Genomic DNA, 23,823 nt, shown 5'->3' on the forward strand with positions numbered 1-23,823 from the left:
TCAGTCGTCGGTGTCCTCGTCCACGACCTCGACCTCGTTCGCGAGCCGCAGGCTCTCCTCGTCGAGCTCCGCTGGCGCGGCCTCCGTCGCCAGGCCGCGCTGGATGAGGTCCCTCGCCCACTCCAGCAGGGTCTCCGACCGGGCGGCGATGAACGCCTTGTAGTCGCCGCGCATGGCCGCGTCGAAAGCGGGTGCGGAGACAAGGCACGTGTCGAGCCGCTCGCGGATCGTCCGTTCGTCACTGAAGTCGATTTCGGCCTTCAGATAGGCGGACGGCGGCAGGTCGGAGAACTTCTGGTTGCTGATCGCGGTCAGCATGACGATGTTCGCGAGGACGTTGGCTTGCTCGAAGCTGAGGGCGCTGCGCAGGAGGGCCGCTTTGGGAAAGAAGTGGTGGAACTGCAGGTAGTTGTCCCCGGCCAAGGTCTTCCCCACGTCGATGGCCGCCCCGGTGATCAGGTCGACGGGGCCCCGTGCCGCGAGCATGAGCGCGAACGTCTTCTGCGGCGCGGTGCCCCGATCGTACTTGCCCGCCCACAGCCGCGTGCTGGGTGGCGGGACGTCCACCTCGATGCCCTTGGTCTCGCCCTTCGCGAATGCCGTCACCGCTGCGAGGTCCGCCGCCATCTTCCGGGGATTCCAGCCGTCGTAGTAGCCGCCGAGGATCGTCCGCCAGAACCAACTGCGGAGCTGGGCGAACTGCTTGCCGTTCGGCCTCGGGATCTGCCGGAAGATCTCGATGACGACGGCGAGCTGGTTGGCGTGGGGAAGCGCGGCGGCCGTCGGAGTGCCGATCTCGGTGGTGAGGAAGTCCACGGCCTTCTTCGCGGCCTCCTCGGTCTCCTCGATGGCGGCCAGGAGACGCTCATGGCCTACGGACGGCAGCTGCTCCATGTCGGACTTGGCGAACCCGAGCCCGGCCGCCGCCGAGATCGCGCGGAGTAGCAGCATCTGGTCGATCAAGCCGTAGTTCTTGGCCGCGAGCACGTCGCGGACGCCGTCGATGGCGTCGAGGAGATCGAAGTCGCTGCGCCAGGTCACCGCGCGGATGACCTGGACCGCCGTCAGTGGTGTGCCGCGCGTGTTGACCCGTTCGAAAATCCGGCCGACCTCAGTAATCGAGGCCGTCTTCAGCGTCACGACCGAGGTCTCGTAGTTCGCGAAGTTGTCGAACAACTGCCCCGCCGCCTCCTCGAACTCCTCAGGAAGCCGTTTCGAAGCCCACTTGGCGTACTGGTAGGGCTGGGCGAGCAGCCTCAGCGGAATCTGGTGCGCGGGCGGCTCGTCGAAGTCCTTCCGGTGTGCGAAACGCTCTTCCTCGAAGTCGTAGACCAGGTTCCAGAGGCTCTTCGGATCGCCCTTCGGCTCCCAGTACAGCGCCCCACAAATGGTCGACAGACGCTGGCAGCCGTCGAGCAGGTAGGCAGTGCGTTCACGGTTCGGCGCCTGGTCGATCTCGATGCCCGCGATGTCGTGGTCGCTCGCCAGCCGCAACTCGCTGTCCCACAGCAACAGGCTCCCGATCGGATAGTTCCGTGAGATCGAGTCGAGGAGATCGAGGACCTGGAGGCCCTTCCACACGAACTGCCGCTGGAACTTCGGAAGCCTGATCTCCCCCGCTCTGACCCGCGACGCGAGCTCGGTGATCTTCTCTAACTGGGGGCGGTGAGCGCGCTCATGGGGGATCGGCGACATACCCCAAGATTTTCACGAACGCCCCGCCGCTGTCACCCGAAGCACCGGCGGGGTGACCTGTCCGGCTTTGTCGGGACCGTCGGGTGAAGCGCACCGGGTCTGATGGAGGCTCTGGTTGTTCCCCGGGTTCCGCTGATCGTGAGGTGCGACTACTCGAATCCGCTCCAAGACGAGCAAAGGCCCAAGGACCCCACGGTGGCCGAAGCCGTCTGTCTGATCACGTTCATCTGGCGTGAGGACACTGGAGCGACGGCAGTCTGCCGACCGCTCTCGACAGTTTGCGGCGCTGACACCAACGGTCATAGCTCGTCGCGACGTCTCCATCCGAAGGGCGCAACCTATTCCAGGCTGTATCTGCTCGGTTCCGTGCGGGGCGGCAGCAGGTCGTGGGCGCGTGAGTTCAAAGGATTGAGCCTGCCCGTCGCAGGGTTGAGGCCGTAGACGAATGCTTTGGCCTTGTCCGCAAACTCCGCTGCTGGTCGGCTGAGCCCACCGTTGGTGATCACGATCAGCCTCTTCGGCAGGTCTTCGCCGGCCGCTGCGGCCAGGCCGTTCAGCCGCTGGATCTCGGACGTCGACAGGTCCTTGGTCCGGCCGCTCCAATCGACGTGATAGGTGTCGGAGTGAATCGGGCTGGCCAGGTCGCCTTCGCGGATGTCTCCGAAGCCGAAGGTAGTGAGCTGCTCCAGAACGGCGTCGACGTGTTCCCTTGCGCCTGCCGACCGTAGGGCCGGCAGGGTGAGGAACAGAGATTCCTCTACGTCGGACCACGTCTCGGCCGATGCTCGCGGGGGCCTGGACGTCTCCCAGGGAGCGCCGCTCTCGACCCACGTGCTCGGCCCGTCGCAGATCAGGTCGGCGATCCGGCTCACGGGGACGTCGGCGCGCGGCACGCCCGGCGTCGGGAGTTTCCTGCGCCCCAGCGAAACGCCGAGATCGACACGTGTCCAGGCACCACGTTCCGGGTGGTGCATGTCGACCAGCCAGCCGACGCTGGCCTTGATGGAGACCCGGACGAAGATGTCGGAGAAACTGGCCTCGACGTAGGCTCCTTCGCGCCCGTCTGCGATGTGGAGCTTGGGCTCGTAGCGCGGTCCGTAGGCGAAGTATCGGTTGCTGGCCGCCACACGTTGGACGTGTACTCCTCGTTCGGCCAGGAGATCGGCGAGCTCGGTCATGTCCGACGGTTCGCTCTCGTGCCAGCGCCAAGGTGACGCGACCGGCGCTCCGGCGAGGTGGGCAGTCGCGTGGGCGTGGACGGCGTCGACGAGTACCTCGCCGGATGTGTTCAGCGGCCAGACGGAGGGCTCACTCCCCAGCACCGGATCGACGATCAGCCATACGAATGAATGGCCGAGCCTTGACTGGCTCAGCACGACCCCTTGGTCTCCTGGCAGTTTGACCATCAGGTACAGCTGGGATCCGGTGGAGTTGACGTGGACTTGGTCGCCCAGCTCGAGGTGGCGTTCGTGCAGCAACCGCTCCAGTCTCTGGAAGTGCAGGTGCGTGCCGACGGCGGCGACCATGTCACCAGGAGGGAAGGACAAGGAAAGAACGCTCCTCTGAAGTGGCCGGGCGATCGACAATGCATCAGCTGCGGAAAGTGTAGAGCGGGCCAACTTTCTTGATCAACCCCCACAGTCGACCTCGACCTGTTCAGAAGCCGATCCGTGACCAAGCACGCAAAAGGAATTCAGCTCTCGGTGTCCACCGGCCATTGATGCGCCCTGGTTACTCGCCCCCAGCAGCTCGGGCACTTTGGCTTAGGACGCACGTCAAGAATATGCAATCGCGTTTGGGTAAAACCCGACGGGGTGGCTGATGGTTGCTCGGCGGTTGCTCATTGGTGCGTGATACGGGGCGACATTGCGCACTACCAGCGGGGACTTTGACAGCGGCAAATCCGGGCGGTCTAATAGAAACGGATAGCCTGCGGCATTGGCGGACACTAAGTCCACATACTTTTAATCCGTAGGTTCAGGATTCGAATCCCTGACACCTCACCACCTCACATACCAGATCGCTTTTATCCAAATCGGAACTGCCACCTGGCGTCACCTCCTCCATTGAGGAGGAGGATCTCTAGCTTGTCGGTGACGTATCCACATGAATGATTGCCGTTGCTTCGGACGTACGAATCCTCTAGTCGCAAGCGGAGTTCAGCTGCACGCGCCCATGCTCCGCGGAACCCAAACTGATCTTGGTGTCAATCCTGGGTCGCGATAAATGCCTTATCGCGACCCAGAACCTTGATCATTTCAAGATGGGAGGCCGCCCGATGACCGAGCTGGACGACTGTAGGACGGCCTGACCACTTCGTTACCGATGTCCTTCATTACGCCGCCTCAGGCCTCGCTCGTGCCGATCGAACGGAAGCCTCCCGGCGGCGGCACGACACTCTCCGAATCGGCCACCTCGACGATGGCGTGGGCCCGCTCCTTCTCCACTTCGGCGATGATCTCCTCAGCCTCACGCTGTTCCAGTCCCCACCGGCTCATCAGCGGGCGTCGGCCAACCCGCTGATTGCCCTCGCTGAGGCTCTCGATATAGGTGAGCCGCGCCGCCTCGTACCGGTCGGTGGGCAGCAGCGGCACTACGCGTTCCACCTCAACGAGAGCCTCAACGGGCTGGCACACGTGGTCCTTGGCCAGCGTCTCGGTGGACGGCTGCCGGGTGTTCCGGACGATCCACATGAGCAATTCGTACGCGCCCGCGAAGGCCAGCGGTGCCAGGGCACTGATCAGCCGCGATCCGAGTCCGCCGGACCAGCCGTGCGCCACGTTCGCCGCCAGCGTCACCGCCCCGCCCAATGCGAGCGCCACCCATGCCAGCACCGGCACACGTAGCCGACGACGCGAGCAGTAGACCATCACCAGCGACGCCATGACGATCACACCGTCAGACATCGCCGGATACAGAATGGCCATGTCGTGCCGCTCACCCAGAGCGATCGCCAGACCGTAGAAATGGTGGTACGAGACGTAGGCGGCCGCGCCGGCGACCGCCAGCAGGACAGCCACCGCAAAGCCCAGGATGATCCGGTCCCCGTGCTGATCGCGTTGAGTACGTTCGCCCCAAGCCCCTTCAACCGGAACCACCTCCCCGGCAATTTTTGGTGTCGAGGGGCGGCGCACGGCCTGGCTTCCGGGTTGATCAGGTTGCTGGGATGCAGGAAGGGGTTCGGTGCTGCGATCACCGAGCTCCTGTCCCCTTACCACCGCTGCCCTGAGCGCAGTTGAGATCGTCTGCTGAGGATCCTGAACTGGCGGTTGCCGAGCTTCCCCGGCATGGGCGTGTGCCGCGAGGTAGGACCCGATCTCGTTGAGATGGGTGTGGGCACCGCCCCCTCTCCGCGCGCCTATTCCGGGCATGAGAGGTCCAGCCACGGAGCGTCGGTGCTGCTCAGGAGATGGGCGAACGGTTCAAGTCCCCCCTCGGACACATCGATGTGAGGTCCTGATCACCGACCAAGTGATCAGGATTTTCTTTTGCCCGGACCGTGGTGTCGCGGGCAGGCCGGTCCAGGGGCACCACGCCGTACGCCCCTTCCCATCGGTGATCACGTCATGGACGGCGGCCAGAACGACCACAATGTCCAAGACCACGCCCCCGCCCGTCTGGACCGTGTCGCTCCTGCGGTGCCGAGGTTGAACCTCGATCGAAAACACTCGGCGCAAGACTGCCCATCGCGATCTCCACTCGTACGCGACAGTCATCACCGGGCCGTTGGTAGCGAGTGCGGCGGCCACTGTGAGCGGGTCGGCACCGGCCTTCTCCAAGGGAAGCTCCCAGAAGATGTGCGCACGGTTCGGTCGTTACACGGTGATGGTCCGGCGCCCCTACGCATGAGGGCGACCTGCCCACCCCACCTGCGCCACTGAAATTTTCATACATCCGCTGAATTCTTCGTGCCCAGGAGCAGGTCAGCGGTACGGCCTGGGGAAACGTCCTGTACACGCATGCGAAACAAGCCAAATATGGGAGCGCTCCCATACGGGCGCCCCTTCCATGGAGGCTTGAAGATGAAGACACTGCGTTTGTGGGCTCTGTCCACAGCGGTCGCGCTCCTGGCGGCGATCGGGGTGGCCGTCACCTCGCCCGCCGCCCAGGCGGCGGTCGCCTGTTCCGTGACCTACACCAAGGCCTGGGACAACGGCAGCGGGTTCGGCGCCAACATCACGATCAACAATCTCGGCGACCCGGTCAGCCCATGGACGCTGCGCTACACCTGGCCCGGCAACCAGCAGGTCACCCAGGGCTGGGGCGGAACCTGGACTCAGTCGGGCCAGAGCGTGACCGTGACCGCCCCTTCGTACGCCCAGGGCCTCGGAACGGGAGCCGGCGTCACCGTCGGCTTCAACGGCAGCTACAGCGGCACCAACACCAACCCCACCGCTTTCGCCGTCAACGGCGTGGCCTGCGGCGGCACCCCGACATCGACGCCCACCCCCACGCCCACGCCCACACCGACGCCCACGCCCGGCAACGCACAGGCTGTCGTGGCCGCGATGCAGCCCGGCTGGAACCTGGGCAACTCCCTCGATGCCACCGGCGCGGATGAGACCTCATGGGGCAACCCGCGGATCACGGCGGCACTGCTCGACAACATCAGGGCGCAGGGCTTCAACAGCATCCGAATCCCGGTGACCTGGGGTCAGTACCAGGGTTGGGCGCCCAACTACACCATCAACGCGACGCACATGAACCGGGTGAAAGAGGTCGTCGACTGGGCCCTCGCCGATGGTTTCTACGTGATGATCAATATCCATCACGATTCGTGGCAGTGGATCCAGAACATGCCGGGCGACCGCACGAACGTACTCGCTCGGTACAACGCGATCTGGACCCAGATCGCCGGCACGTTCCGGAACTCCTCCGCCAAGCTGGTGTTCGAGAGCGTCAATGAGCCGACCTTCACCGGCAGTTCCGGAGACGCCCAGAACGCGACGTTGCTGAACGAACTCAACACATCCTTCCGAAACATCGTGCGCCAGTCGGGCGGCAACAACGCGACCCGGTTGCTCGTCCTGCCTACCCTGCACACCTCGGCCGACCAGGCCAGAGTCGACGAGCTGGTCAGCACGTTCAACGCGATGAACGACCCCAACCTCATCGCGACGGTCCACTTCTACGGATACTGGCCGTTCAGCGTCAACGTCGCCGGCGGCACGCGCTTCGACGCCACCGTTCAGCAGGACCTGACCGGCGCCTTCGACCGGGTGTACAACGCCTTCGTGACCCGCGGCATCCCCGTGATCATCGGTGAGTACGGCCTGCTGGGCTTCGACCGGCACACCGGCACGATCCAGCAGGGCGAGAAACTGAAGTTCTTCGAGTTCCTCGGCCACTACGCGCGTACCAGGCAGATCACCACCATGCTGTGGGACAACGGCCAGCACTTCAACCGGACCTCGTTCCAGTGGGCCGACCCCGAGCTGTTCGCACAGATCAAGTCCAGTTGGACAACGCGCTCGGGTACGGCCTCGTCGGATCAGGTGTTCAACGCGAAGGCGTCCGCCATCACGAGCAAGACGCTCACGCTGAACCTGAACGGCACCTCGTTCGTGGGGATCCGCCAGGGCAGCACGGATCTGGTACGCGGCACCGACTACACCGTCTCGGGCGACCAGCTCACGTTCACCGCATCCGCGCTCACCCGGCTGACGGGCTCCCGGGCCTACGGCGTCAACGCGACGCTGTCGGCTCGGTTCTCCCAGGGCGTCCCGTGGCGGATCAACGTAGTCACCTACGACACGCCGACCGTGCAGAACGCGAGCGGAACGACGGGCTCCTTCGCCATCCCCACCACGTTCAAGGGTGACCAGCTCGCCACCATGGAGGCCAAGTACGCCAACGGCACCAACGCCGGCCCCCACAACTGGACGTCGTTCAAGGAGTTCGACGTCGCCTTCGCGCCCAACTACAGCACCAACACAATCACGCTGAAGCCGGAATTCTTCGCCGAGGTCAACGACGCCTCAAAGGTCACACTCACCCTCCACTTCTGGAGCGGCACGACCGTAACCTACTTCGTCACCAAATCGGGAAGCACGGTCACCGGTACCACGACCTGATCGAGCGGGCTCCCCGCCCAGCACCGTCCCGGCGGGCCACGGTTCAGCAGAACGGATCGTGGTCCACCGGCGTCCCAGGCCATACCGGAACGTACGCCTGCAACCTCATCCGGCCGGTGTTCGGCCTGACGTACAGCCGAATGATCATTTGAGGGGCCGTGGCCTGACCTGCATGGCGTGCGCCTCGATCCAGTCATCCAGGTGCTCCACCACCGTGATCGCGTGCCGATCGACATGGGCGCCCTCGCACACCGGAGCCGACGGCGCGAAGGCCGCTCCACACGGAGGGTGATCATCGGAGCACGAACGGCGTTTACGGCAGTCTTAGACGGCCTGCTGCATTGTTCTCCTATCACATGCTCGTGGGAGGAAGAAAGATGACCTCTGGGGCGGACGAATTCAGCACCGCGGAAATACTGGCGAACGAGCCACCCCGGCGCCGCATCCCCCGCTCCGCACTGCTCATCGCCACCACCGCACTCGTCGTGGTCACGGGTGCCGGCGTCGCCACCGCGGCCGCGTTCTCGCCCTCGCCGTCCCCGACACCGTCGGCGGTCCCGTCCGAGACGTCTTCCGACAAGGCGCCGGGACATGGCCGGGGCCACAGGATGGGCTTCGGCGGACCTTCCATCCACGGCGAGTTCGTCGTTCCCGACGGTGAGGGCAGGTACGTGACCGTCGCCACCCAGTACGGCGACGTCACGGCCGTCGACCAGGACTCGATCACGGTCAGGAGCGAGGACGGCTACACCAAGGAGTACGCGATCAACGGCGACACCCGGATCAACCGCCGCGGCGAGGGTGGCGACGCGGTGAAGACCGGGCAGAAGGTCATGGTCATGGCGAAGGTGGACGGCAGCACGGCCACCGCCGTCGCGATCCATGACGCGACCATGCGCGACGGGCAGGGCCGGCACGGCAAGGGAGGCCAGTGGCACGGCAAGGGAGACCGCTCGCACCACGACCACCAGCCCGGCCGGCCATCGACCTCTTCACCCGCGCCGACCTCCTGAGTTCCGAGCATCACTCCCGTCCCATGCCGCCTGAGGCGGCATGGGACGGGTCACCGCACCCTGGAAAGAACCGGCGTTGGCCCTGCGCCGATGCCTCGGCCGCCCACCGACGACAGCCCTCGTCGAGGGTGTGATCCGTGGAGACGCCATCGACGGAGGAGCGGACAGTCCGAACACCCGGTGATCCCGACGCCACGGTTTCGGCGATGTCAGTCCGGTCGTGGGACCGGGTTGGCGGTGACCGAGCGGAGCAGGGGCCGTGACAGCGCGCCCGCCCCCAGCACCCCGGCGAACCCCACGGCGACAGAGGTCAGCAGCGTGACCGCCCCGCTCACGCTCATCGCCGCGTACACGAACGGCAACGCGCAGAACATGCCGATCAGGATGGAACCGCCGCCCATCACCGCGAGGGGGACGAGAGTCTCGGTACGCCGCGCCCGATCCAGCACTTCGAGCGGGGTCCCGGCCAGGCGGAGCAGGGCGTACGCCTGCCGCCGGTCGAGCACCGACGAGGCGGCCGTGATCCCCGCGCTCGCGATCGCCACCAGGAAGGAGACCCCGAGCACGACCAACGTCCCGGTGCGGACATCGCCGAGCAGACGGATGCCCTGCCACTGGTCGTCCACCGGCGAGGTGGCGATGCGCCCCGGCACCAGTCCGGCGAGCGCCGTACGGGCGGTGTCGATCCGCATGGTGTGTCCGTCACCCGAGGGCAGGCTGATCGTGAGCGTCCTCTCCTTCGCCCGCCCGGACCCCGACCTGCCGGAGGTCGTGACGTGAGCGTCGATCCCGGCTCCGGAGAGCCGTTCCCTCGCCTGCTCCGCGAGGGCGGCCGCCTGGGCGTCGGGGACCACAAGGCGCAGACCGGCCGTGGCGGGGGGAGCGCCCAGCAGGTCGGACGACGGGCTCAGCAGCCCGACGAACCCGGCGATGAAGCCGGTCAGTGCCACCCCGCTGACGGTCCGCCAGGCCGACTTCGGGTCGTCGACCAGGCGGCGGCCGGCCAGCAGCCTGGCGGGCCGCCGCGCCGTACGGATGGTGATTCGGCCGATGACGCCCACCACCCAGGGCCCGACGAGGTTGACGCCGAGGAAGGCCAGCCCGAGCACGCCCGCGACGACCGTTGTCGACGTGTTCCGGAACGACAGCGGGACGGCGATCAGGATCACGAACAGCACGACTACCCGGACGAACCGCATCGCGGGCGGCGTCTCCCGTTTCGCCACCCCGAGCGGGCTGACCACCACCCGCCGCAGCCCGACCACCGCCGACAGGCCGACCAGCAGCGGTACGGCCAGCAGTACGCCGAGCACGGGGAGGATTCCGGGCCACAGGTCGGCGGCGAACCACGACCCGCCGGCCATCTCGATCCGGCTCAGCAGCGGAACGGCCGCGCCGTACAGCACCAGGCCGAGCACGGCCCCGCCGAACGCCGTGATCACCGCCTCGGCGACCGTCATCATGACGACCTGCCACGGCGTCGCCCCCACCAGCCGCAGCGCGGCCAGCCGCTGGTCCCGCCGCGCCACGGTCAGCCGGGCCGCCGCGCCCCCGAACACGAGCAGCGGCACGACCATCAGCACGCTCGCGATGAGCGCCATGATCTGGTAGACGACGCTCTCGTCGCCGGCCCTTCCCGCGAAATCACTGATCTTCGTCGGCGGCGTGGACGTCAGCGGGTGGTCCGTCCGGGAGGCCGCCATCGCGGGGTCGGCGGCCGTGCGTCCCACAACGGCGACGAGCTCGTCCGGGTACAGCAGCCCGTCGTCCCCGATCGTGCCCGCCACCTTGCCGGGGAAGCGCGCGGCGAGCTGCCCGGCCGGCAGTTCCCTCATCAGCTCCGCGAGCCCCGGCGACACCCACACCTCACCCGGCCTGGGCATCCGGCTCATCCCCGGCGGCCTCACCCAGGGAGCGTCCCACAGCGGCGCGACGTCCACGACCGTGATGCTCAGGTCCCGGACGTAGTCCTTGGCCGTGGCCTCGATCGCGACGGGCGTCCCCTTGGCCTCCACCGGGTTGCGCCACGCCTCCCGGTCGGCGCGCGCCGCGAAGGCGACGTTGGCGGCCAGCGCGAACATCAGCAGCGCCGACGAGATCGCCACGGCCGCGGCCGTCAGCCCCGTCCCCAGCATCGACCGGCGTCCGCCGCCGCGGAGCAGCCGCCAGCTCAGCTCCAGCAGGTTCCTCACGCGTTCCCCCCGGACAGCGCCTGGGGGTGGCCCTGCCTCTGGCCAGGGGGGAGGATCATGCCGTCGCGGACCTCGACGACCCGGTCGCACCACCGGGCCACCTCCGGGTCATGGGTGACGACGGCCAGGGACGCGCCGTTGTGCTTGGTGGCCTCGACCAGGATGCGCATGATCTCATGGCCGGTGGCCTGGTCGAGGGCGCCGGTGGGCTCGTCCGCGAAGATCACGGCGGGGCGGGTGACGAGCGCGCGGGCGATCGCGACCCGCTGTGCCTGCCCTCCGGACAGCTCGCCCGGCCGCCGCCCCTCCATCCCGCCCAGTCCGAGCGGCCCGAACCACGCCCGCGCCTCCGATACGGCCCGCCCTCGCGCCGTCCCGCCGAGCATCAGCGGCAGCGCGACGTTCTCGTCCGCCGGCAGTTCGGGCAGGAGCTGCCCGAACTGGAACACGAATCCGAACCGGGTACGGCGCAGCGCGCTGCGAGCCCGCTCCCCCATCGTGTCGATCCGTTCTCCCAGCAGACACACCTCTCCGGAATCCGGCTTCATGATGCCCGCGAGACAGTGGAGCAGAGTGGACTTCCCCGACCCGCTCGGCCCCATGATCGCCAAAGCCTCCGCGCGGCCGATCCCGACATCCACCCCCGCCAGGGCGACGGCCGGCCCGAACCGCTTGACCAGGCGGTGGCCGGAAAGCACGAATTCACTCATGCCTCCGACCCTGGCCTGCCCGCCCGCTCTCCCGGATCGGCCGACCGGCTGATCGCCCATGTCCCGTATCGGCCGAAAGTCCACCCTGGTAAAGACGCCCCCCGGGTGCGGTGGCGGCCGGAAACATCACCGGCTGAAAGGCCACGCCGCCGGTCGGGACCGGGCTCAGCGGAGCGCCACCCCGCCCGCGGCGGTGGCGACGCCTATCCGGTTCCAGGCGTTGATCGCGGCGATCGTCCACAGCAGGTGGACCAGTTCGGTGTCGTCGAAGTGCTCGGCGGCCGCGTCGAGGACCTCGTCGGGAACGCCCTTCTCCGCGATCAGGGTCACGGACTCGGTCAGTGCCAAGGCCGCGCGTTCGGCTTCGGTGAACAGTGGGCTCTCACGCCAGGCCGACAGGGCGTCCAGACGGCGCGGGTCCTCTCCCGCGGCCAGGGCGGCCCGGGTGTGCAGGCCACGGCAGAACGCGCAGCCGTTGAGCTGTGATGCGCGCACCCGCACGAGCTCGACGAGGGCCGGCTCCAGTCCCTCGCACGCGGCCGCGTCGAAGACCGTCATGACGGAGTGGACATACGGTGCCGTGGCGTGCATGTTGACGCGCGGCTTCATCGGGCCTCCACCGGGCGGCGGCCCTGCACCGAGTAGATCACGCACGAGCCGGCCCGGAAGCCTGGGTCGGCCAGCAGGACGCGCACGTCGGCGAGTTGCCGGTCGGTCATCCCCTCCTGGACGAACTGATCACGCAGGTGCCGGGTGTGGTGGGCGACAAGATGCACCCCCGGGGAATCCGAGTGCCACAGCTCCAGCCTGGGCAGCGGATCGATGTCGACCAGGCCGGCACGGCACATCGCGGCGGCGGCGTGGCGCCCCCACGCCACATCGGCGCCCGCGCGGGTCATCAGGCGAATCTTGGCCTCCATGAACGTCTCGTAGAGCTGCCGCGCGGCGGGGTCGGGCATCAGCAGCGCGGGACCGTAGGTGATGTCGAACTCGTCGAGTTGGAGCACGCCGCCGGGTTTGAGCGCGCGTACCAGGCGGTCCAGCACGGCGAGGCGTTCGGGCAGGTGCAGCAGGACCAGCCTGGCGTGTACAAGGTCGAACTCGGCTTCGGGCAGCGGGTCGCGCACGATGTCGTGGCGCAGGATCTCAAGGCCGGGGACGGTGGGAATGCGCTCGGGCTTGATGTCGGTGGCCACCACGCTCCCGGTGGGACTCACCCGCCGAGCCAGCCACACCGCCACGCTGCCGCCGCCCGCCCCCACCTCCAGACACCGCCACCCCGGGGCGACCCCGGCCTGGGCTAGGCGCTCCGTGGTCATCGGGTCGTAGGCGCGGGCCAGGCAGCGATGCTGGTCGAGGGCGTGCTCACCGTGATTGTCGAAGACGTAGCGCGACGCGCTCGTCCCGGCGGCGGTGACGGTTGGGTGCATGGGTCCTACTCCTCGGTCGGTGTGAGAGAGCCGGAGACGGCGGACTCGGCCGCGATGCGGGCGAGGGTGGCGGCGCAGACCTTGCCGGTCGGACCGAGCGGCAGTTCGGGCAGCACCACGAACCGTTCGGGCAGTTTGCGTGGCTCCAGGCCGCGCTCGTCGCGCAGGTAGGCGGTCAGTACGGCCGGGGACGGCGACGGGACGCCCTTCTTCGGGGCCACACACGCGCACAGGCGCTCGCCCAGGTCCGGGTCGGGGACCGGCACACAGCACACGTCCGCGACATCGGGGTGGGTGCCGAGCTCGCGCTCCACTTCGAGCGGAGAGATGTTGAGCCCGCCCCTGACCACCACGCGCCGGATCCGGCCGACGACCCACAGCGTGCCGTCGGCTTCCGACCGGCCCAGATCGCCGGTGCGCACCCACCCGCCCGCGGCCCGGTAGCGGTCGTCCAGTTCGGGTGCCGCCACGTGGCACAGCGGGCTCATCGGTCCCAGCGCCCAGATCTCCCCGATCTCCCCGGCGGGCACCGGTCGCCCTTCGCGGTCCCGGACGGTCACCTCGGTCACGTCGGGGTCGGGGCGACCGGCCAGCCCGGGACACCACCGGCCGGGGTCGCCTCCGGTATGGCAGTTGACACCGTCGGTGGACCCGTAGACGTTGACGACGGGCCGGTCGAACCGCCGTACACAGGCGTCCCACGCCTCCTGATGCAGCGGCGCCCCGCTGGCGATCACGGCCCGCAGGGACGACAGGTCCGCGTCGGCGTGACCGTCGAGATCGGCCATGCGACGCAGCATCGTGGGTACGCCGAGCACGTGGCTGGGGCGGTGCCGCTCGATCGCGCGCAGCGCGGCGGCGGGATCGTAGCGGGACAGCAGCACGAGGGTGCCGCCGTGCCTGGCCAGGGTCACCGAGGTCCCGCAGGACCCGAACGAGGACGCCAGGGAGACCAGTAGCAGATTGCGCATCGGCTCCGGGCCGAACCGCAGCGCCGCCAGGTAGTTGCCCCGCCCGCCCGCCATCGCGTTGTGCGAGTAGGCGACCATCTTGGGCTCGGCCTCCGAGCCCGAGGAGACCAGGATGCGTGCGGGCGCCTCCGGGTCGGGGCGGGTGGGATGCCAGCGCCGGACCTCGTTCCCCGCGGGACGGTCCAGGCCGCGCGCCCCTGTCACGGGCCGGCCGAACGTCCACAGTTCGCGAAGGTGCGGCATCTCGCACCGCCGGTCGCGGGTCGCCTCGACCGTGGCCGGGACGGTGATGAGGGCTCCGGCCCGGGATCTGGCGAGCAGGGCGACGACATCGCGAAGCCCCCGGGCGGCGGGAATGGGCAAGGCCACGGCGCCGATCGCCGCGACCGCGAGCTCGGCCACCACCGCGTCGCGTCCGTTGGGCAGCAGGACGCCGATGATGTCAGCCGAGCCCCAGCCCGCCCCGGACAGGGCGGCGGCGGCGCGGCGGACCCGGACGTCCAGCGTGGCGTAGTCGAGGGTGCCCGCCTCGTCGATGACCGCGGGGCGGCCGGGCGCCGTCCGGACATGCTCACCGAACAGGGTGTACAGATCCCGGCCGGGGCACAGTCCACGCGCGGTCCACTCCGCGCGCAGCCGTCCGGGAACACGATCGGTCAGGACGATGCCGTTGGCGGAGGTCCAGGGCGGCGCATTGACGGGTCTCATCGGGCGTTCTCCAACTAAAGGGGCGCGATAGCCGGGACGAACGTCCACGGCGCGCGGCTGTAGACGGCCTCGCCGCCGATGTCGAGCGCGGTCGAGAACGCGGGGTCGGCGGCCATCTCGGCCAGTTCGGTCACCACGGTGACGGCACCGGTCCCGCCCGGCCACCGGGCGGGTGAGCAGGCGGGCGCGGCGCCGATCTCGGTGCCGGTGCGCGTGGCATCCCCCCCACCGTGCGGGACGGTGGCGTCGCGGATGAGGCGGGCCGCGTCGACCAGGGCCGTCTCGGCGCGCACCCCCGCGCCGGTACGGGAGCGGGCCAGTAGTGCGGCGACGATCCCCTCCGCGCTGATGAGCCCGCCCAGCACATCGGTGAGGGTCAGCAGGGACGGCGCGGGCGGCTCGCCGGGGCCGCCGACCAGGGCCGCCACTCCGCAGTACGCCTGCACCAGGTAGTCGGTGCCCAACGGCTGGGGGTCGGGCAGGAGGTCCGCCCAACCCCCCGCGTGCGCGTGAACCAGACAGGGCCGCACGACGGCGAGGGCCTCATGGTCCAGGCCGAGCCGGGCCGCACGACCCGGCGGCCAGTTGTGCAGGAACACGTCCGCGGCGGCGATGAGCCGCAGGGCGGCACGACGGCCAGGCGCGGACTTCAGATCGGCCTCGACCACCCGCTTTCCCCGGTTCAGCGCCTGGAACCTGGCCGAGCACTCTCCCGCCATGGGCGGAACTCCCCGCATGGGGTCACCTCCTGGCGGTTCGAGCCGGACGACCTCGGCGCCGAGCAGGCCGAGCAGGTGCCCCGAGAGCGGGCCCTGCACCCTGCTGGTGACCTCCACGACCCGCAGCCCGGCCAGCGGGGCGTGGTCATGCGGACCGAGCGGCGGAAGGGCGGACGCCGGATCGGTGACGGCCTGCCCGCGCAGCCGCCACGGCGACGCCGGGGCGGGGGGAAGAAGACCGGGGGCGTCGGCGGCCCGCACCGGCAGCACGCTGACGCCGCTGCGCTCGGCCACGGCTCGCACGGCCCGGTAGTCCAGCGCGGCCGCCGCCGTCCCGAGCGCGGCGGGCAGTGGGCACGTCGCGGTGGCGAAGCGTTGCTGGAACGGTGGCCAGCCCGCCGCGACCGCGGCGGGGCCGGCACCCAGTTCCGTCCAGAAGCGCCTCCAGTCCTCGGCGTCGAGCGTCTCGATCTCGAAACGCACGCCGTCCGCCGAGCGGAAGGGCGGGGCACCGTACCCCGCCGACCCGGCCGACCCGGCCGACCCGGCCGGGCCGGCCGACCCGGCCGGGCCGGCCGGGCCGGGTGAGCCGGGTGAGCCGGGTGAGCCGAGACCGGGCTCGGCGGTGGCCGCCGCGACGTACTGGGTGAGGGCCAGCAGCGCCGCCTGGGCGGCCGAGGTGGCCGCCGCCAGGGCAGGCCCGCCGCGCAGCAGGGCCAGCACACCCGCGCTGACCGCCTGGACCGCGAGCACCCCGGCGCACACGGAGACGTAGTCCACGCGCAGCGGTCGCGGCCCGCCGGCAGCCCGGCCGTGGACCTGCATGATCCCGCAGGCGGCCTGCACGTCGCGTTCGCCGGCCATGGGCACGGCCACGGGCCCTGACCAGCCGATCCGGCACTCGGGCAGCGCACCGCCCATCGCCGCGAACGGAAGGCGGGTGACGCCCAGCCACCCCGCGGGTGCCCCGTCCGGCGGCGACTCGTTCCCCGTCTCGACGGCGCAGCCCAGCGCGCGCAGCCGCCGTACGGCGACCCGCAGCGCGGGTGAGTCGCCGAGCGCGCGCACGGCCGTCCCCGCCAGCGGCCGGCCCGCCGCCACCCCGGACCGGATTACGTCCACCGGCCCGTCCCGTGGGTCTCCCGCATCTCGCCGAGCCGGTCGCGCAGAGCCATCCGGCGGACCTTGCCGGTGCCGGTGCGCGGTATCTCATCCCAGGTCAGCACCACGGGGTCGGCCAGTCGCGGCAGATCGGCGGTGGCGCGCCGCCACGATCCGAGATCGAGTGCGCCGTTCTCGGTGACCACGACGGGCAGGGAGGGGCGCTCGGGAACGCTCAGGATGACGCACTCCAGCACCTCGGGGATACGGTCGTCGATGACGTCCTCCAACTCGACGCAGCTTCCCTCGGGTATGGCGTCCACCTCCCGATCCACGAAACGCATGCCGCCGGTGCGGGCGAGGGCGCCGACGTCGCCGGTGTTCCACCACTCGCCCGCCCGCTTGTCCTGCCAGCGGCTCTGTTCGCCGACGTATCCGAGGCACAGTGCCCTGGTCCGGCAGTACACCAGGCCGGTGGTGCCTCGCGGCACCGGTCGCAGCGTCTCGGGATCCACGACGCGCAGCCGGGTGCGGGTGGGGATCGGACGACCGAGGTCGCGGGTGGTGGGGTGCCGGTCGTGCGCGGTGGCCATGGCACGCCGGGTGAGGAACCGGAAGGTCAGCGGACCGGTCTCGCTCTGACCCCAGCCCTGCAACCACACCGGGCGACGGTGCCGCGTGGTGTGCAGGAAGGCCCGCACGGTGGGCGGGTGCATGGCGTCGAAGGTGCTGATGTAGAGGCGGACGCGCTCGAACGGACCGCCCTGCTCCTCGGTGTGGCGCTGCCAGCGCACGTAGGTCGCGGGCAGCGCTTCGAGGGTGGTGGGCCGATGCCGGTGCAGGAACGGGCCGGCCTCGGCCCAGTCGGGGGCGCAGACCGCCAGGAGTTTGGCGGGGGCCAGCCACAGCACGCTCGCGGCCTGGGCCAGCGCGCGGCCGTGCGCGAAGGAGATCGCACTGGCCACGGTGTCGCCGGGACGGCTGCCGAGCACCGGCCAGCGGTGCGCCTCGAACCCGGCCAGGCGACGCATGATCGTACGGGTGGAGTGGATGACGAGTTTGGGCACGCCGGTGGTGCCGGAGGTGTGCATGATGGCCAGCGGGTCGTCGGCGGGCGGGCGGTACGCGGGCGGTGCGGCATGGCCGCGTACATCGTCGATGGACAGGGTGCCCTCGGCCGCACCGTCGACCAGCAGGGTCCTGGTGGCGAAACAGGTCAGGTCGGTGCCGGCCTCGCGGCTCGACGCCAGCAGCGCGGAATCGGTGACCAGGAGGGCCGGCTCCAGTCGCTTCAGCAGCGTCTCCAGCACGTCGGGGGCCAGGTTCGCGGAGAGCGACGCGGGCACCGCGCCGATGCGCGCCGCCGCGCAGTTCAGCAGCACGTAGTCCCAGTGGTTGCGCTTGGCGATGGCGACCCGGTCACCGCGCCGCACCCCGGCGGCTGCGAGCCACCCGGCGACATCGCGAACGAGCCCGGCCAGGCCGGGAATGTTCAGGGCGGAACCCAGCGCGGGCGCGATGTCCAGCGGCCGGCTCAGATGCACGGCCGTGGCGTGGCCTCGGTCGGCCAGATCGTCGAACAGGGTGCCCAACTCGATGGGCTTGGTGAGGAGTGCCATCTGCTCGCCTTCCGGTTCGGGGATGGGGGCGGGAAGCCGCGGCGCGGCCACGGCGCGGCCACGGCGGGCGACCCTGGTCAGCCGCCGGGCGACAGGTGGGCGAGCACCCGCGCGGCGGCCCGCGCGGCTGAGGCGACCGCACCCTCGCTGCACGGGCGCAGCGCCGTCCAGTCGCCCGCGTACTCCACCGCCGAGGCCGGACGGGCCTCGAACGCGGCGCGCAGTTCGAGGGCACGCGGTGTCGCCTCGGGCAGGCCGTACCGGAACCGATGCACGTGGGCGGAGGTGACGCACGCGGCCATCCCGGGCACGAAGTGTTCGGCACGGGCGGTGAGGCGGTCCTTCACCTCCTCGTCGGGAGCGTCGATCAGCTCGGCGGTGCCCCGGGGTGAGGCGACGAGCGACACCAGGCCACGCCCCGCGGGCACCCGTCCGGGATGCTTGTGATGATCCACGGTGATCACGTTGACCAGGGGGTCCTCGGCAGCGGGGACGAGGGTGGCGAAGCCGCGCCGTACGCCCGTGGGGGCCATCGGCCGGTCCAGGACCAGGGTGAGACGGAGCATGGGCGCGTAGCCGCACGCATCCCGGTAGGCGCGTTCGACCGGCGGGGCGTCCGTGTGCAGGCGTGCCGCGACGGGGGCGGGCACGGCCAGTACCGCCGAGCGCGCGGTGACGGTGCCGCCGGGTGACTCCAGCCGGACCTCGCCGGAGTCCGCGACCACCCGGGTCACGGTGTGCCCGGTGACCACGTCGAGCCGCGCGGCCAGCGCGCGAGCGAGAGTGTCCATGCCGTCGCGGTAGGTGTGCCAGCCGTTCGTGCTGCCCGAAGCCGTCAGATGCGCGGCGAACGGAGCCGCCGCGGCGCGCTCGGGATCCCACCCGAAGAATCCGGCGACCAGCGGTTGGATGAGGTAGTCGCGAAGGTCGGGATGGTAGCGCCTGACGAGGTCGGCGACGGTGGCGGAGCCCAGTGGGCCGCGCTCTGGGCGGTCAGGGTCGAGGTCGCCGAGCCGGGCCAGGCGCGTCTGGAGGCGGAACAGGTCCACCCGCGCACGAGGCGGCAGCCCCGCCCCGGTGAGCAGTCCCAGCGGGCGGCCGGCGTGTGGCCTGGATCGGCCGCCACGCCACACGGCGAGCGCGTCGCGCACCCGGGGCACGGCCTCGGGGTCGGCGTCGAGGCCGAGGGCGGCGATGAGCCTCCAGGTGGCCGGGTAGCCCGCGGCCGAGGGGAGCATCTCGGCCCCGGTGTCGATCAGACAGCCGTGGGCGCGCAGGGTGCGCATCCGCCCGCCGACCGCGTCGGCGGCCTCGAAGACTCTTACCGAGCACCCCGCCTCGGCGAGCGCGTAGGCGGCGGCCAGTCCGGCGGGACCCGCGCCGACCACCGCGACGTCCAGTGCGGAGGTCATGTGGCGGTGCCGGCGAGCAGGGGGGCGGCCAGGTTCGCGATGACCAGCAGGACCACCGTGACCCGATGGGCGCGAATGGCGACCCGCCGGGCGCGCAGGATGTCACCTCGCACGGAGCCGATTACCAGGTGGGTCACGCGCATGGCGAGAACCGGCACCAAGACGATCGGTAACCACCAGGGCACGGCGCCGACAAGGGGGCCGACGACGATGAGCAGGCCCGCGGCGGCGGTCATCACGGTGATGAACGCCGTGTTGACCCCGGCGGGCACCAGGGCCGCGACGGTGACGCGCCCGGCGCGACGGTCGCCGTCGATGTCGTGGGTGTTGGAGTAGAGCCCGAACAGCATCGGCCCGAATCCGAACAGCAGGGCCTGCACGAGAACCAGATCGGTCACCTCGCCGGTGAGCAGGCCGTACGGCACCAGCACCCAGCCGACGCCCAGACCGATCAGGAAGATCTCCTGAAATCCTCGATAACTGATCTTCAGCCCCCAGGAGTACTGCACCGACGCCACGACGCACACCGCCGCCAGAACGACCACCCACGGCGGGCGGTGTGGCGCGGCGGCCACCGCCAGCGCCCACAACAGCACGCCGAGCGCGGTCGCCGCCCAGGCGAAACGGAGCGCCTGCGCCTCGGTGAGGGTGCCGGCGACCAGCGGTTTCCTGGCCAGGCGTCGCTTGGCGGCATCGGCGCCGTAGTTGGCCGCGTCGCTGCCGTCGCGGTAGCCGGTGATGTCGTCGAAGCCGACCATGGCGGCCACCACGGTGACCTCGGCGAGACAGATCAGCACCAGCAGGCCGATGACGCCCGGCTCCCATCGGCCGGCGGGGACGAGCAGCGTCCACACCAGTGGCAGGCCGATGTAGTAGTCGTAGACGTCGAGCTTGGCCAGGCGCGCGTAGGCCCCGAGGGTGCCGCGTGCGGTCGCGGCCGGAGCGGACTCCGCTTCCCTGCCGGTGAACTGATCGGTCATCGTGCTCCCCGGGTTTCGTGGGCGAAGGCGCAGACGGTGTCGGCGATGTGTTCCAACTGGATGTCACTGAGGTGCGGATACAGCGGCAGGGCGAGGTTGCGCCGGGCGGCCGAGGCCGCGTTGGGCCAATGTGTGTCGCGGGGCGCGTGCGGCGCGAACGCGGGCTGGGCGGGAAGGGTGCGCGGGTAGTAGACGTGCGAGTCGACGCCACGTGCGGCCAGGTGGGTTCTGAGTTCTTCGCGGCGGGTGGCCAGCACCGCGTAGACGTAGTGGCAGCGGCCGTCACCGCCGACGGGAGGTGCCGACACCCCGAGGGCGGCCAGGGAGGCGAACCGGGTGGAGTAGTAGTCGGCGATGTCCGCCCGGCGCGCCAGCCGTCGGCCCAGACCGGCCAGCCGATGCGTCTGGAAGGCGGCCATCACCTCGTCGAAGCGGCTGTTGTGCCCGATGCGGTGGTGGACGAATCGGCGCGTGCCGTCCTGGCCGTGATTGCGCAGCATCCGCACGCGCGTGGCCAGGACGGCGTCGTCGGTGACCACCACGCCGCCCTCACCCGGCATCCCGAACGTCTTGACCTGTACGAACGAGTAGACGCCCGCGTCACCCCAGCGACCCGCGGGACGCCCCAGCAGCGTGCCACCCTGCGCGACCGCCGAGTCCTCCAGCAGGCGTAGGTCGTACCGGTCGGCCAGCTCACGGAAGCGGGGCATGTCCGCCATCGTCGAGAACATGTGCGCCGGCATCAGCGCCTTGGTACGCGGGGTGATGAGTGCCTCGGCGGCGGCGGGGTCCATGGTCAGCCGCACCGGGTCGACGTCGGCGAAGACCGGCCGAGCACCGATGTTGACGACGGTCGCGGCCAGTGGCGCGCAGCCGAAGGCGGGCACCACCACCTCGTCGCCGGGGCCGACCCCCATGGCGTTCAGCACCAGGGTGAGGGCGGCCGTGCCGCTGGAGCAGGCGACGACGTCGCCGGCGCCCAGCCGATCGCGCAGTTCCCGCTCGAACCGGGCCGTGTGCTCGCCCAGGATGAATCTTTGGGGGGCGGCGGTGCCGATGGTGTGCACCGTCTCCAGCAGCGCGTCGCGGTCCTCCTCGAACAGGTCGGGTGGGAAGAAGGGGATGGTCGTGGTGGTCGGGGCGGTCACCGTCGTCCTCCCGCGTAGAAGTTCTCGATCTCGTCGCACACCCGGTCCACCTGCCACTCGGCCAGGTCGGGATAGAGCGGTAGCGCGAGGGCTCTCGCGCAGGCCGCCTCGGCACGCGGGAAGTCGCCGGGTGCGTGTCCCAGGTGCGCGAAGCACGGCTGAAGATGCATCGGAACCGGGTAGTAGGTTTCGGACTCGATCCCCTTGGCGGCCAGATGCGCGACGAGGGCGTCGCGATCCCCTGCCTCGATGAGATGGACGTAACAGACCCGGTTGCCGCCGGGATGCGGCGGGACGGCGCCGGGAACCGCGTGCACCCCCGGGACACCGCGGAGCCGGTCGTCGTAGCGCGCCGAGAGCTCGTCTCGGCGGACGATGTCGGCGTCGAGGCGAGCGAGTTTGGCGAGCAGGACGGCGGCCTGGATATCGTCCATCTTGCTGTTGAGGCCGGAGAGCACCGTGGGGTTGGCGATACCGGGGAAGTGGTCCAGGGTGTGTCCGCCGCGACCGTGGTGGCGTAGCGCCCGCGCGGTCTCGGCGACGGCGTCGTCGTCGGTGAGCAGCGCCCCGGCGTCGCCGATGGCGCCGAGGGTCTTGGTCGGGAAGAACGACAGCACCCCGCCGACGCCGAGCAGCCCGGCGTGCGTGCCGTCCAGACGCATGCCGATGGCTTCGGCGCTGTCCTCCAGGACGGTCAGCCCGTGCCTTCGCGCCACCTCGTGCACGCCCCGCATGTCCGCGAGGCGGTCGAACAGGTGCACCGGCATCACCATCCGGCTGCGGGGGGTCACCACGGCGTCCACGGACCGCGGATCGATCCCGTACCCGTGCTCCTCGATGTCCGCGAAGACGGGCACACCTCCGGCGAGCACCACCGAGCCGGCCGTGGCGATGAAGGTGTAGGCGGGGACGATGACCTCGTCTCCGGGGCGTAGTCCGGCGGCGCGCAGCAGCAACACCAGCGCGTCGGTGCCGGAGTTGACACCGACGACGTGCCTCGCGCCGGTCCACCGGGCGAGCGCCCCCTCGAACTCCGCGACCTTGGCGCCGTGCGAGAACTTGCCCCGGTCCAGGATGTCGACGCAGTGAGCGCGAATCTCGGGCCACAGCTCATCGAACGATGCGGCCTGGGTGAAGAAGGGGATGGGCGCGGACTCGGTTCGCGCCGGGGATGTCACGGGAGGAGGGAGGGATCTCTCCATGGCTCTCTTCCTGTGCGGCATGGTCGGGGAGATCAGGTCCAGAGAGCACGGCGGCATGGCTCGGGAGGCTGTGTGTCGGTCTCGCGCGTCCGGTCGCACCAGCCGTGGGCTGCCCGGGGCGCCTCCGGGCAGCCGCACGGCGGGCGTACGGCGGACGCGTCTGGGTCAGCGGCCCAGCAGGGGGATGTCGTTCTTGCCGAGGTGGTAGTCGCGAACCGCGTCGATCAGCTCCGTCACGGAGAGTCGGCCGGTGCCGTCGGTGTCCAGCTCCCGGAACGCCTGGTCGGCCACGTCCGGCTCAAGGCCGATGGCCTCGAACCACTTGGTCATCTCCGTCTGACTGACCTCGCCGTCGCCGTCGCCGTCCAGGACGTTGACGATGGCCTGGATGGTGGGACCGACCACGCTGGCGAATCCGGCGTCGCCCTTGCTGATGATCTCCTGGTTGGCGGCCTGGATGAACTGGCCCTTGTCCATCTGAGGGGTGCCCGCGGCCCTGGACAGGCGGTCGAACATGGCCAGGTAGACCTGCCTGAGCTCGGCGCCCTTCGGGGTGCCCTGAGCGCCCAGGCCGGTGATGATGTCGTCGGCCTCGGTTTCGAAGTCCGAACGCTCGATCACACCGTCGCCGTCCGAATCCCAGAGACGGAAGCGCTCTTCCAGACGGCTGCTCTCCTTGGTACCTGCGGCCATTCCAGTCCTTTCCCGAGAATTTTGGGCAGCCCAATGGATGAGCGCCCGGGGTGAGCAGATTCGGCAGCAGAATTCCATCCTTTGGAATTCACTACTCTCTGCAACGGAGATATAGCCATGCGTGACGACTCGTAAACACAGGATCAAGAAAGTCCC

The 23,823-nt window shown here is 69.9% G+C and carries 17 protein-coding genes; 2 read left to right on the forward strand and 15 right to left on the reverse strand.

Annotated features, from left to right (window positions below; genetic code table 11):
- From ACQP0P_RS47140 to ACQP0P_RS47150, 3 genes are all read right to left on the reverse strand, one after another.
- Complete coding sequence (locus ACQP0P_RS47140; RefSeq protein ID WP_433369579.1) at positions 1–1,695, reverse strand: GmrSD restriction endonuclease domain-containing protein; 1,695 nt, start codon at positions 1,693–1,695, stop codon at positions 1–3.
- 338 nt (positions 1,696–2,033) lie between these two features.
- Positions 2,034–3,242, reverse strand: coding sequence for a hypothetical protein (locus tag ACQP0P_RS47145; RefSeq protein WP_433369582.1), 1,209 nt, complete (start codon positions 3,240–3,242; stop codon positions 2,034–2,036).
- A gap of 798 nt (positions 3,243–4,040) precedes the next feature.
- Positions 4,041–4,829, reverse strand: coding sequence for a DUF2637 domain-containing protein (locus ACQP0P_RS47150; RefSeq protein ID WP_433369585.1), 789 nt, complete (start codon positions 4,827–4,829; stop codon positions 4,041–4,043).
- 888 nt (positions 4,830–5,717) lie between these two features.
- Here ACQP0P_RS47150 and ACQP0P_RS47155 point away from each other — a divergent pair.
- The gene (locus tag ACQP0P_RS47155; RefSeq protein ID WP_433369588.1) at positions 5,718–7,769 is read left to right on the forward strand and encodes a cellulase family glycosylhydrolase; all 2,052 of its coding nucleotides are present in this window, start codon (positions 5,718–5,720) and stop codon (positions 7,767–7,769) included.
- A gap of 377 nt (positions 7,770–8,146) precedes the next feature.
- Positions 8,147–8,782, forward strand: a complete 636-nt coding sequence (locus tag ACQP0P_RS47160; protein WP_433369591.1) for a hypothetical protein — start codon at positions 8,147–8,149, stop codon at positions 8,780–8,782.
- 209 nt (positions 8,783–8,991) lie between these two features.
- On the opposite strand, the gene ACQP0P_RS47165 is transcribed toward ACQP0P_RS47160, so the two are convergent.
- The 12 genes from ACQP0P_RS47165 to ACQP0P_RS47220 all read right to left on the reverse strand — a co-directional run bounded on the left by ACQP0P_RS47165 (position 8,992) and on the right by ACQP0P_RS47220 (position 23,667).
- Positions 8,992–10,974, reverse strand: a complete 1,983-nt coding sequence (locus tag ACQP0P_RS47165; protein WP_433369594.1) for an FtsX-like permease family protein — start codon at positions 10,972–10,974, stop codon at positions 8,992–8,994.
- The gene (locus ACQP0P_RS47170; RefSeq protein WP_433369597.1) at positions 10,971–11,684 is read right to left on the reverse strand and encodes an ABC transporter ATP-binding protein; all 714 of its coding nucleotides are present in this window, start codon (positions 11,682–11,684) and stop codon (positions 10,971–10,973) included. The genes ACQP0P_RS47165 and ACQP0P_RS47170 overlap by 4 nt, the downstream gene beginning before the upstream one ends.
- A 165-nt stretch (positions 11,685–11,849) precedes the next feature.
- Positions 11,850–12,293 carry a carboxymuconolactone decarboxylase family protein gene (locus ACQP0P_RS47175; protein ID WP_433369600.1) on the reverse strand — a complete coding sequence of 148 codons (444 nt, stop codon included), beginning with the start codon at positions 12,291–12,293 and terminating at the stop codon, positions 11,850–11,852.
- Positions 12,290–13,114 (reverse strand): class I SAM-dependent methyltransferase, encoded by an 825-nt coding sequence (locus ACQP0P_RS47180; RefSeq protein WP_433369603.1) that lies wholly within the window; start codon positions 13,112–13,114, stop codon positions 12,290–12,292. The genes ACQP0P_RS47175 and ACQP0P_RS47180 overlap by 4 nt, the downstream gene beginning before the upstream one ends.
- 5 nt (positions 13,115–13,119) lie before the next feature.
- Positions 13,120–14,793, reverse strand: a complete 1,674-nt coding sequence (locus ACQP0P_RS47185; protein WP_433369605.1) for a class I adenylate-forming enzyme family protein — start codon at positions 14,791–14,793, stop codon at positions 13,120–13,122.
- 14 nt (positions 14,794–14,807) lie between these two features.
- On the reverse strand, positions 14,808–16,634 hold the full coding sequence (locus tag ACQP0P_RS47190; protein ID WP_433369608.1) for a CoA transferase: 1,827 nt from the start codon (positions 16,632–16,634) through the stop codon (positions 14,808–14,810).
- Complete coding sequence (locus ACQP0P_RS47195; protein WP_433369611.1) at positions 16,625–18,232, reverse strand: class I adenylate-forming enzyme family protein; 1,608 nt, start codon at positions 18,230–18,232, stop codon at positions 16,625–16,627. Before ACQP0P_RS47195 ends, ACQP0P_RS47190 begins: the two co-directional genes overlap by 10 nt.
- 77 nt (positions 18,233–18,309) lie before the next feature.
- The gene (locus ACQP0P_RS47200; protein ID WP_433369614.1) at positions 18,310–19,644 is read right to left on the reverse strand and encodes a protoporphyrinogen/coproporphyrinogen oxidase; all 1,335 of its coding nucleotides are present in this window, start codon (positions 19,642–19,644) and stop codon (positions 18,310–18,312) included.
- Complete coding sequence (locus ACQP0P_RS47205; RefSeq protein WP_433369616.1) at positions 19,641–20,624, reverse strand: UbiA family prenyltransferase; 984 nt, start codon at positions 20,622–20,624, stop codon at positions 19,641–19,643. The genes ACQP0P_RS47200 and ACQP0P_RS47205 overlap by 4 nt, the downstream gene beginning before the upstream one ends.
- Positions 20,621–21,772: a DegT/DnrJ/EryC1/StrS family aminotransferase gene (locus ACQP0P_RS47210; RefSeq protein WP_433369619.1), complete on the reverse strand. Its 1,152-nt coding sequence runs from the start codon at positions 21,770–21,772 to the stop codon at positions 20,621–20,623. Before ACQP0P_RS47210 ends, ACQP0P_RS47205 begins: the two co-directional genes overlap by 4 nt.
- A complete protein-coding gene (locus ACQP0P_RS47215; RefSeq protein WP_433369621.1) occupies positions 21,769–22,950 on the reverse strand; it encodes a DegT/DnrJ/EryC1/StrS family aminotransferase in 1,182 nt (393 codons plus the stop codon). The genes ACQP0P_RS47210 and ACQP0P_RS47215 overlap by 4 nt, the downstream gene beginning before the upstream one ends.
- 189 nt (positions 22,951–23,139) lie before the next feature.
- Positions 23,140–23,667, reverse strand: coding sequence for an EF-hand domain-containing protein (locus ACQP0P_RS47220; RefSeq protein ID WP_433369624.1), 528 nt, complete (start codon positions 23,665–23,667; stop codon positions 23,140–23,142).
- Positions 23,668–23,823 lie beyond the last annotated feature (156 nt).

The sequence above is a fragment of the Streptosporangium sp. CA-115845 genome, from assembly GCF_050943795.1.
Classification (GTDB): Bacteria; Actinomycetota; Actinomycetes; order Streptosporangiales; family Streptosporangiaceae; genus Streptosporangium.

Bases quoted from the DNA above. Each gene is read 5' to 3' on its own strand.
- ACQP0P_RS47140 (WP_433369579.1), bottom strand. From the start codon at position 1,695: ATGTCGCCGATCCCCCATGAGCGCGCTCACCGCCCCCAGTTAGAGAAG.
- ACQP0P_RS47155 (WP_433369588.1), top strand. From the start codon at position 5,718: ATGAAGACACTGCGTTTGTGGGCTCTGTCCACAGCGGTCGCGCTCCTG.
- ACQP0P_RS47160 (WP_433369591.1), top strand. From the start codon at position 8,147: ATGACCTCTGGGGCGGACGAATTCAGCACCGCGGAAATACTGGCGAAC.
- ACQP0P_RS47170 (WP_433369597.1), bottom strand. From the start codon at position 11,684: ATGAGTGAATTCGTGCTTTCCGGCCACCGCCTGGTCAAGCGGTTCGGG.
- ACQP0P_RS47175 (WP_433369600.1), bottom strand. From the start codon at position 12,293: ATGAAGCCGCGCGTCAACATGCACGCCACGGCACCGTATGTCCACTCC.
- ACQP0P_RS47180 (WP_433369603.1), bottom strand. From the start codon at position 13,114: ATGCACCCAACCGTCACCGCCGCCGGGACGAGCGCGTCGCGCTACGTC.
- ACQP0P_RS47185 (WP_433369605.1), bottom strand. From the start codon at position 14,793: ATGAGACCCGTCAATGCGCCGCCCTGGACCTCCGCCAACGGCATCGTC.
- ACQP0P_RS47195 (WP_433369611.1), bottom strand. From the start codon at position 18,232: ATGGCACTCCTCACCAAGCCCATCGAGTTGGGCACCCTGTTCGACGAT.
- ACQP0P_RS47200 (WP_433369614.1), bottom strand. From the start codon at position 19,644: ATGACCTCCGCACTGGACGTCGCGGTGGTCGGCGCGGGTCCCGCCGGA.
- ACQP0P_RS47205 (WP_433369616.1), bottom strand. From the start codon at position 20,624: ATGACCGATCAGTTCACCGGCAGGGAAGCGGAGTCCGCTCCGGCCGCG.
- ACQP0P_RS47220 (WP_433369624.1), bottom strand. From the start codon at position 23,667: ATGGCCGCAGGTACCAAGGAGAGCAGCCGTCTGGAAGAGCGCTTCCGT.